The sequence below is a fragment of the Bradyrhizobium sp. Leo114 genome, assembly GCF_055229415.2.
The window spans coordinates 1-9,393 of sequence record NZ_JBUYEN020000103.1 but is presented as its reverse complement, the minus strand read 5'-3'; the positions used below and the strand labels follow the sequence as shown (position 1 = coordinate 9,393).

Sequence of the window (9,393 nt, the reverse complement as noted above, 5' to 3'; positions counted from 1 at the left end):
GCTTCTCGAAACTGAAGCGTTTCAGGCGCGTTGCTACGCGCTACGAAAAAACCGCACGAAATTACTTCGCTGTCGTCGCTATCGCCGCAACTCTGCTCTGGCTAAGATAACTGTCCACGCGACCTAGCTCGTAATTCGCGATCGATCCCCCCGATCCATTTGCGGGCACCGAGTTGCCCGTGTTTGATATCCATCAAGACAGATGTGATTGGGCCCGCCAGGATTGGCTGGGAGGATGATGTGCGTCTCGCGCTGTTTGCGGATATTCACGGCAATCGGCAGGCATTTGACGCCTGCCTTGAGGCTGCGCGTGCGCAAGGCGCAGAGAAATTCGTTCTGCTCGGCGACTTCGTTGGCTATGGGGCCGACCCCGAATGGATCGTCGATACCGTCATGGCGCTGGTCGAGGACGGCGCGATCGCGGTTCGCGGCAACCATGACACCGCCATCGGTATCGACAACGACGCGATGAACGCCGAAGCCCAGGCGGTGGTCGAGTGGACCCGCGGCAAGCTCAGCGCGGCGCAACGGCGTTTCCTTACCGAACTGCCGCTGATGCAGCAGGAGGACGACCGCCTCTACGTCCATTCCGAAGCGTCCAACCCGACCAGGTGGCGCTACGTGCGCGACGCGTCGGACGCTGCGCGCAGCATGATGGCTGCGGAGGCTCCAATCACCTTTTGCGGTCATATCCACCGTCCAGCGCTCTATTCGATGTCGTCGACGGCGAAGATGACCAGCTTTGTCCCGACCACGGGCGTAGCCGTGCAGCTCTTGGCCGGCCGGCGCTGGCTTGCGGTGCTTGGCTCCGTCGGCCAGCCCCGCGACGGCATTCCCGCAGCCGCCTTCGCCATGTTCGACACCGAGAGGCGGGAGGTCACCTATTGTCGTGCCCCCTATGATATCGACTCGGCAGCCGCCCGGATCCGCGACAATGGCCTGCCGGGCTGGCTTGCCGATCGCCTGTTGGTCGGCCGATAGCAAATGGCGAAAATTCTCATGCAGCCGGGCACGGTCATCGATGGCTTCACCGTCGGCGAGTGCGTGCACCGCGGCGGCATGGCGACGCTGTGGAGCGTCACCCATCCCGGCATCAACGTGCCGCTCCTGATGAAGGCGCCGCGAGTCTCGGAAGGCGAGGACCCCGCCGCCATCGTCAGCTTCGAGATGGAGCAGATGATCCTGCCGCGATTGTCCGGGCCGCATGTGCCGGCCTGCTTCGGCACCGGCGATTTCGCGCGCCAGGCGTATGTCGTGCTCGAGCGCATCCCGGGCCGGACCCTCTACAAGCGGCTCGACGATCTGCCGATCGCTTACGAGGAGGCGAGGGCGCTCGGCATCAAGATCGCTGCTGCGCTGTCGGCGCTGCATCGGCAGAACGTCATCCATCACGACATCAAGCCGAGCAGCATCATGTTCCGCGAGAGCGGCGAGGCTGTGCTGATCGATTTCGGCCTGTCGCATCACGAACATCTGCCCGACCTCTTGCAGGAAGAATTTCGTCTGCCTTACGGCACCGCGCCCTATATGGCGCCGGAGCGCCTGCTCGGGGTGCGCGATGATCCGCGCAGCGATTTGTTTTCGCTCGGCGTGCTGCTGTATTTCTTCACCACCGGGGTGCGGCCGTTCGGCGAGAGCGAAACATTGCGCGGCATGCGTCGGCGGCTGTGGCGCGATCCCTATCCGCCGCGCAAGCTCAAACCCGACTATCCGCCCTGGCTGCAGGAGATCGTCCTGCGATGCCTGGAGATCGAGCCCGCCTGGCGCTATCCGACCGCCTCGCAACTCGCCTTCGATCTCAGCAATCCCGATCAGGTCAAGCTGACGGCGCGTGCAGAGCGGCGCGAGCGCGATCCGTTCGCGACGGTGATGCGCCGCCGCTTCAACCGCGGGGCATGGCAGCCGCAGCCGAAGTCCGATGTCGCGGTACAATTGGCGTCGAGCCCGATCCTGGTGGTTGCGATCGATACGACGGAAACCTCGGGCCCGCTGAACGATGCCTTGCGCGTCACCACGCAGCGGATACTCGGGACCTTGCCGCAGGCCCGTCTCGCATGCGTCAACGTGCTCAAGCTTGGCCTCGTCACCATCGATCGGACCCTGGATGAGAAGGGCAGCAACAAGCATATCGACCGCCTGGTCGCGTTGCGCCACTGGGCGTCCTCGCTGAAGCTCGACGAGAACCGGCTGTCGGTGCATGTGCTGGAGGCGATCGATCCCGCGGCGGCAATCCTGGAATTCGCGCAAGCCAATCAGGTCGATCACATCGTGATCGGCGCGCGGCGGGATTCCATGCTGCGGACGCTGCTCGGCAGCGTCTCGGCGAAGGTGGCGGCGGAGGCGCCTTGCACGGTGACCGTGGTGCGCCCGCCACGCTCGGGCTAGATCGCTTCGCCGCGCGCCAGCGCCGCTGCGTTGCGGATCGCGGAGATGTTGGCCTTGTATGCCTCCATCGTGCCGCCCTTGAACACGGCCGAGCCGGCGACAAACGCATTGGCGCCGGCCGCTGCCAGTTCCCCTGATACATCGGGCGCGACGCCGCCATCGACCTCGATGTCGATCGGCCGGCCGGCGGTCATCGCCCTGACGTCGCTGACCTTGCCGAGCGAGCCGCGGATGAAGGCCTGGCCGCCAAATCCCGGATTGACCGACATCACCAGCACCAAGTCGATGAGGTCGAGCACATGCTCGATCGCGCTCACGGGTGTTGCCGGATTGATCGAGACGCCAGCCTTCTTGCCCAGCGCGCGGATCGCCTGCAGCGAACGATGCAGATGCGGGCCGGCCTCGGCATGCACCGTGATGTGGTCGCAGCCGGCCTTCGCGAACGCCTCGAGATAGGGATCGCAAGGCGAGATCATCAGATGCGCGTCGAATACCTTCTTGGTGTGCGGGCGCATCGCCTTGATGACATCAGGGCCATAGGAGATGTTCGGCACGAAATGCCCGTCCATGACGTCGAGATGGATCCAGTCGGCGCCGGCCTGGTCGACGGCGCGGACTTCTTCGCCGAGTTTGGAGAAATCCGAGGCCAGGATCGACGGCGCGATCACCAGCGGACGTGGCGTGAAGGGCTGGGACATGGACGCTCTCCCAAGGCATCTCTGTAGCGGCAGGATGGTTCCGCCTAACATGCATGCTGGTGCCGGGCAATGCACAGGAGGGAAATCGCGGGCAGGAAAAAATTGCCGCAGCGGCAGCAATTGCCGGCTGCGGCGAACCTGTCTGTATGCACGAATGCCGATTTTAAAGGGCTTTTCGCCATGGCACAGCGCTTGCTCGCTAGTCGTGCAGGTGTTGGGCCGCCGCTCACGCGGCATTGTCGGAGTTCCCTCTCATGCTGTTCGCCCTTGGCGCTGCCTCGTCGGCCATCGATCTCTTGAAGTCGTTGACGTCGTCGAAGACGTCGCAGGCAAAGCCCACCGGCCAGACTCAGGACGCCGGCAACATCTTCGATATTTCCGCCGCCACGACGACGCCGACGGGCGCGGCCCCGAGTTCCGGATCGGCCGGCGGCAGCTCTGCGCCGATCGCTCCTGAGACGATGAGCGCGCTGCTCGATGCGCAGAGCCAGGCGTCGACCGGTACGGCTGCCTCGACTAAGAGTCCCTCGGAGGCGCTGAAGGATTTGTTCGGGCAGATCGATGGCGACGGCGACGGCAAGATCACGAAATCCGAATTCGAGAATGCGCTCGGCGCTGGCGGGACCAATCTGGCGAAGGCCGATGACGTGTTCTCCAAGCTGGACAAGGATGGCGACGGCAATGTCACGCTGGACGAGATGTCCTCGGCTTTGAAGGGCGGGTCCCGCCATCGCTCGCATGCTCATCGTCACTCCGGCGGCGGTGGCGGCGGTGCCGATGCGCTGATGCAGGCGCTTGATGGCACCAGCACTTCGATTGCCAACAGCGATGGATCGGTCACGACCACCACGACCTATGCCGACGGATCGAAAATAACGGCGACCTCTGCTGCGAGCCCGTCTGCCGCGCGGGCTGCCACCTCGTCCTACAATTTCGTCGACCAGTTGGGGCAGCGGCACGCCGTCGACCAACTGGTGCAGCTGCAGGCCAAGCCGATCTCGGCGCAGGCCTGGGCCTCCCTCTCGGTCAATGCGTGACAGATCGCGTTTAAGCCAATTGCTTGAGTTCGCGGTAACGGTAGCGATCTCGTATCTCGTGGTTGAAGAACTGGCCCTTTGAGAATGCGTTGCCGAACGCCTCGGCCACATCGGGCGGAACATCCTCATAAATGTAGCGGCGGCCAGTAACGAAGACGACCAACAGCTCGCGTTTTTCGGCGTCGTAGCGGAAGAAGCGAATGACAGTGGATGGCATTGCGGCACCCGAGCTGGAACCCGCAGCCTCAACGCATGTCGCTGAATTCCGTTGCTAGCCAAAGCGATCCTGCCAGCTCGGCAGCGCATCGTGGAAGGGCAGCGCGGTCGCCGCGTATACGCCGCGCGCAATCGCGCGGGCCACAGTGTTGGCGGCGTGCATGCCGAGTTCGGTGAGGCCGAACAAAGGATCGATCGGCTTCTCGCCGGTCGCCGCGGCAAACACCACGTCGCCGTCGAGCGGCGCATGCACCGGATAGATCGCCCGCGCCATGCCGGTCTGCGCGATCATCGCCAGCCGCTTGGCCTGCGTTTTCGTCAGCGTAGCATCGGTGGCGACCACGACCAGCGTGGTGTTCTCGCCGGATGTCGCCGCCGGTCCGCCCTTCAGCCGCGCCTTCAGCATATCAGGCGTGAACGAGGCCGGCAAACCGCGTCCGCCGAATTCCCTGTCGACCTCGAACGGTGCCGCCCAGAACCACGGGCCATCGCCGACCGTGACGGCGCCGACCGCATTGACGACGGCAAGCGCGGCAACCGTCACGCCGTCATCGGTCCGCGCCGATGCCGAACCTAGTCCGCCCTTCAGGTTGGAGGTGGTCGCGCCCGTGCCGGCGCCGACGCTGCCGAGCCGGAAATCGCTCCCGGCTGCGGCCGCCGCGGCATAGGCGAGATCGCGATAGGGCGGGAACCGTCCCCACGCCTTGTTGCCGCCGTTCAAGAGATCGAAGCAGATCGCACCGGGCACGATCGGGATCACGGCGTCGCGGATCCGCAAGCCGCGGCCTTGCTCGGCCAGCCAGGCCTGCACGCCGCCGGCAGCATCGAGGCCGAGGGCCGAGCCGCCGGACAGCGCGATCGCGTCCACCGCATCGACGGTATTGTGCGGCTGCAGCAGCGCGTCGTCGCGCGTGCCCGGGCCACCGCCGCGCACGTCGATCGACGCCACGGCGGGCTTATCAAAGATGATCGCTGTGACGCCGGAGGCGATCGAAGCGTCGTCGGCATGGCCGACGCGGACGCCTGCGATGTCGGTGAGGAGATTTTTCAAAGCGCGCTTCCTCTTGTCGTCTTGTTGATCGATATAGCAACCGAACCGAATGCATCAACTGCCGAGCGCGAGCCGGATCATCTTGGCGAGCTCGGACTTGCGATAGGGCTTCGCCAGCAGCAGCACGCCGGAATCGAGCCGCCCGTGATGGACGATCGCGTTCTCTGTGTAGCCCGACGTGTACAGCGTCTTGAGCCCAGGCCGCCGCTTCAGCGCCTCGTCGACGAGTTGGCGTCCGTTCATGGCGCCCGGCATGATGACGTCGGTGAACAGGAGGTCGATCGGCGCGCCGGTATCGATGATGTTGAGCGCCTCGGCGGCATTGGCCGCCTCGCGCGTGGAGTAGCCGAGGCTCGTGATCTGGGTCACGACATACTTGCGCACCAGCGCGTCGTCCTCGACCACCAGGATGGCTTCGTGTCCGCCCCGGAGATCGGTGGTCTGCTGCGCTTCCGCGATAGTCTGGGCGAGGCCGGTCGCGCGCGGCAGATACATCTTGACCGAGGTGCCGTGGCGCTCCTCGCTGTAGATCTTGATGTGCCCGCCCGACTGCTTGACGAAGCCGAACACCATGGAAAGCCCAAGCCCGGTGCCCTTGCCGACTTCCTTGGTGGTGAAGAAGGGATCGAATACTTTTTCCAAGAGATGGGCCGGAATGCCGCCGCCGCTGTCGCTGACGGCGACCATGACGTAATGGCCGACCGCGACCTCGCTGTGCATGCTGGCATAGCCCTCGTCGAGATAGACGTTGCGGCTTTCGAGCGCCAGCTTGCCGCCGCGGGGCATGGCATCGCGCGCATTCAGCGCGAGATTGAGGATTGCCGCGGTGAGCTGGTTCGGATCGACCATTGCCGTCCAGGCGTCGTCGGCCAGCATTGGCGTGATCTCGATATGCTCGCCGAGCGTCGGGCGCAGCAGCTTCGCCGCCTCCAGGATCAGCGCGTTGATATCGACATCGACCGGCTGCAGCGGCTGCTTGCGGGCGAAGGCGAGCAGGTGCCTGGTCAGGTTGGCGCCGCGCTCGGCGGCTTCGTCGATCAGCCGGGCGATGGCGACGAGGTCGGGCCGGTCGGAGACCGCTTCTTCCAGGATGCCGATGGTGCCGGTGATGACGGTCAGGATGTTGTTGAAGTCATGGGCGACGCCGCCGGTGAGCTGGCCTACCGCGTCCATCTTCTGCACCTGCCGGATCTGCGCCTCGGCGGCCTGCTTCTCGGTGAGGTCGCGGCCGATGAAGAAATAGCGCTTGACCGGCTCCGAATAGGTTGCGGACCAGTTGAGTGATACCACTTCGCCGTCCTTGCGGATCTCTCGAAGTTGCGCTTGCTCTGGCCGCGCCGCGCAGCGCGCATTTCGTTGCGGGTGTTTTCGAGATCATCCGGATGAACGAACTCGACCGCGGAACGTCCGACCATCTCGGCGGGATCGTAGCCGGCAATGGTCCTGGCGCTCGGGCTGACCTGGACGAAATGGCCCTGCTTGTCCGTTATCGAGAGGAAGTCCTGCGATGCTTCGAAGATATGCTGCCGCTCCTCGAGCTCCCGGCTCAGCGCCTCCCGCGTCCGCCTGCTTTCGGTGATGTCGTGCGCGATCTTGGAGGCGCCGATGATCTCGCCCGTCGCCGACAATAGCGGCGAGACGCTGAGCGAGACGTCGATCGGTTTGCCGCTCTTGTGCAGCCGCTGCGTTTCATATTGCGCCAGCTTTTCGCCGCTGCGGATCCGCTTGAGAATGTCGTTGACCTCGCCGCGATTGTCGGGCGGCACGATGAGGTCGATGTGCTGGCCGACCGCCACGGCTGCCGGATAGCCGAACAGGCGCTCGGCGGCCGGATTCCAGGCGGTAATGGTGCCGTCGAGCGACTTGGTGATGATGGCGTCATTGGAGGATTCCACGACCGCGCTGAACAGCCGCTCGCGCTCGGCGTGATAGTCGCGTTCGCTGGCGGCCTGGCGACGAACTACGCCCAACAGCCCCGACATCTGCGCCTGCAGCGCGACGTTATCGATCAACAGCACCGCGAGCACGAAGCTGGCGGCGCATAAGGCGTAGATGCGTGCGGCGTAGAAACCGAGATCGAATCTCGCGACGTTGAGCATCGCCGACAGCGCGATGTCGAACAGCCAGGCGCACAGCACGACCATGAGCCAGATGTCGATGACGGAATGCGGCTTCCGGAACCATAGCGCAGCAAGCGCGGCGGCGCAGAAGAACAGCACCGTCGAGACCACGCCGAGCATGACCGGCGTGTAGTGACCGCCGCTCAAAAGGACTGGGAGGTGGTCGTGCTGGGCGGTGACGATCCAGGTAAACAGCGCCATCGCGACGACGACTGCCGCAACGCTGCCCATGATCGCCGACATCGTCGAGCCGCGAATCCGGGCGCCGTCGTTTCCTTTCAAAACCGCGTAGCCGAGCACCGTCAGCGGGAAGAAGCCGTGCCAGACCATGTAGAGCCAGACCGTGGTCTGCGAACCGGCGCCGAACAGGCCCGCCGGCGCAAACAGGCCCGGAAAGGTCAGCGCGTGGGTGACCGCGGCCGCAGCGGTGAAAAGATACCCGCTCGCGAGCAGCAGCAGTGCCCGCCAGCGCAGGATGGCGAACTGCGAAAACAGCAGCACCGCGGTGATGAGATCGTTGATCGCCAGCGCGGACTGGTAGCTCGCCACGAAAGCCGGTACCGGCGTCAGCGGCATCCCGGCGAATGGTATCGCGATCACGAACAGCACGGCCGAGACGACGACCACCGCCAGCGCTACGTTGCGGTCGCCGCGCGAGGCCGGCATGGTCGAAAGGAAGAAGCTGCGATCGTTACCCTTGAGCACTGATGGTCTCCTGGAAGGCGGTATCGAACGCAAGACAGTCGATCACGTCAAATCCGCGCGCGGGCTGTCCACACAAAGTGGAATATCCGGCCCCTCTCTCCGTACCGGCGGAAAGGGAAGGCTGTGTCCGCTGATTTGGGGAACGTCGAAATGAAAGTCCCATAAACCCGCTACGCATCGCTTTGGCGCAAAACGAATTGCTCGAAATCGATCAAAGGTTATCTGCTACCGGCAGGGAATTGAACCGGGCGCCCGTATCCAATTGAGGTAACCACCTCTTTACTGACAGGATAGATAATTCGCCTGATCACCTACTGCATAGCGTTTTCCACGACTAGGCTTCCCGCAGCCGGTCCCGGGGGTTTTCATGGCCCGTGTTCTTATTGTCGACGACCAATCCGACGTGCGCGCGATGATCGCAATTGTGCTGCGCGTCAATCGTTTCGAGATTGTCGAGGCGGCGTCCGCCGCGGAGGGGATCAAGGCGTTCGAAACGACCAAATTCGATCTTGCGATCATCGACATCTTCCTGCAGGGCAAGAGCGGTCTCGACCTCATGTCGATGATGCGCGACCGCCAGCCGGATTTCCCCATCGTCGCGATCTCCGGCATGACGGCGCTGGATTTCGTCGCTGAAGCGCCAGACCTGTCGAACGTGGTCTGCCTGCAGAAGCCGTTCCGTCCGAACGACCTGATGCGCGCCATCGAGAACGCGCGGCAGGCGGTTGTCCCCGTTGCGGTGCGCGCGGCGGTTTGATCGGACGACTTCCCAAATTTCAAACAGCGGACCCGTAGGATGGGTAGAGCGAAGCGAAACCCATCGCGATGGAGCAAGCGGTGCGATGATGGGTTTCGCTTCGCTCTACCCATCCTACGTCTGATTCAAACAGCGGATATGAGTTCGCATTCTCGCGGCATGATTTGCCCGAGCTTTGCGTCTCGTTTTACCCTCCTCGATATCAGAGGGCGCAGGGAAAGCCGGGTGCTGGTTGCACCCGTGGGTCCCGTGCAACAAAAAGCACGGGGGTAGGACCACAGGTTCAACCGAAGCAGCTCCGGCTTTCCCTGCGCGATGGTGTTACGGTTTCCTTCGTGCTCTCCCCGGTGACCGGCTATCCGATTCACACATTTTTGAGCCTCAAAGTGGTGCCGTATTTGATGCGACGGAAGGCTTCGAGGCC

The 9,393-nt window shown here is 63.8% G+C and carries 7 protein-coding genes and 2 pseudogenes; 5 read left to right on the top strand and 4 right to left on the bottom strand.

What is annotated here, in order from left to right; all coding sequences use genetic code 11:
• The 3 genes and pseudogenes from ACZIRK_RS43855 to ACZIRK_RS43845 form a co-directional block, all read left to right on the top strand.
• Nucleotides 1-110 (top strand): annotated as a pseudogene (locus ACZIRK_RS43855) (IS5/IS1182 family transposase); the annotation flags it as partial.
• Between the two features lie 130 nt (nucleotides 111-240).
• The gene (locus ACZIRK_RS43850) at nucleotides 241-981 is read left to right on the top strand and encodes a metallophosphoesterase family protein (RefSeq protein ID WP_456644444.1); all 741 of its coding nucleotides are present in this window, start codon (nucleotides 241-243) and stop codon (nucleotides 979-981) included.
• 3 nt (nucleotides 982-984) lie between these two features.
• The gene (locus ACZIRK_RS43845; protein WP_474419698.1) at nucleotides 985-2,385 is read left to right on the top strand and encodes a serine/threonine protein kinase; all 1,401 of its coding nucleotides are present in this window, start codon (nucleotides 985-987) and stop codon (nucleotides 2,383-2,385) included.
• On the opposite strand, the gene rpe is transcribed toward ACZIRK_RS43845, so the two are convergent.
• The gene (rpe, locus tag ACZIRK_RS43840; RefSeq protein WP_130226238.1) at nucleotides 2,382-3,083 is read right to left on the bottom strand and encodes a ribulose-phosphate 3-epimerase; all 702 of its coding nucleotides are present in this window, start codon (nucleotides 3,081-3,083) and stop codon (nucleotides 2,382-2,384) included. The two genes, ACZIRK_RS43845 and rpe, sit on opposite strands and share 4 nt — an antisense overlap.
• Before the next feature lie 254 nt (nucleotides 3,084-3,337).
• Between rpe and ACZIRK_RS43835 the strand changes: the two genes are divergently transcribed.
• On the top strand, nucleotides 3,338-4,120 hold the full coding sequence (locus ACZIRK_RS43835) for an EF-hand domain-containing protein (RefSeq protein WP_474419696.1): 783 nt from the start codon (nucleotides 3,338-3,340) through the stop codon (nucleotides 4,118-4,120).
• A 10-nt stretch (nucleotides 4,121-4,130) separates the two neighbouring features.
• On the opposite strand, the gene ACZIRK_RS43830 is transcribed toward ACZIRK_RS43835, so the two are convergent.
• From ACZIRK_RS43830 to ACZIRK_RS43820, 3 genes and pseudogenes are all read right to left on the bottom strand, one after another.
• Entirely contained in the window at nucleotides 4,131-4,337 is a 207-nt protein-coding gene (locus ACZIRK_RS43830; RefSeq protein WP_474419695.1) for a KTSC domain-containing protein, read from the bottom strand.
• Between the two features lie 54 nt (nucleotides 4,338-4,391).
• Nucleotides 4,392-5,387, bottom strand: coding sequence for a P1 family peptidase (locus ACZIRK_RS43825; protein ID WP_474419693.1), 996 nt, complete (start codon nucleotides 5,385-5,387; stop codon nucleotides 4,392-4,394).
• Between the two features lie 54 nt (nucleotides 5,388-5,441).
• Nucleotides 5,442-8,173: pseudogene (locus ACZIRK_RS43820) on the bottom strand (PAS domain S-box protein).
• A 406-nt stretch (nucleotides 8,174-8,579) separates the two neighbouring features.
• On the opposite strand from ACZIRK_RS43820, the gene ACZIRK_RS43815 reads away from it, so the two are divergent.
• Entirely contained in the window at nucleotides 8,580-8,969 is a 390-nt protein-coding gene (locus tag ACZIRK_RS43815; protein ID WP_474419692.1) for a response regulator, read from the top strand.
• Nucleotides 8,970-9,393: the final 424 nt, after the last annotated feature.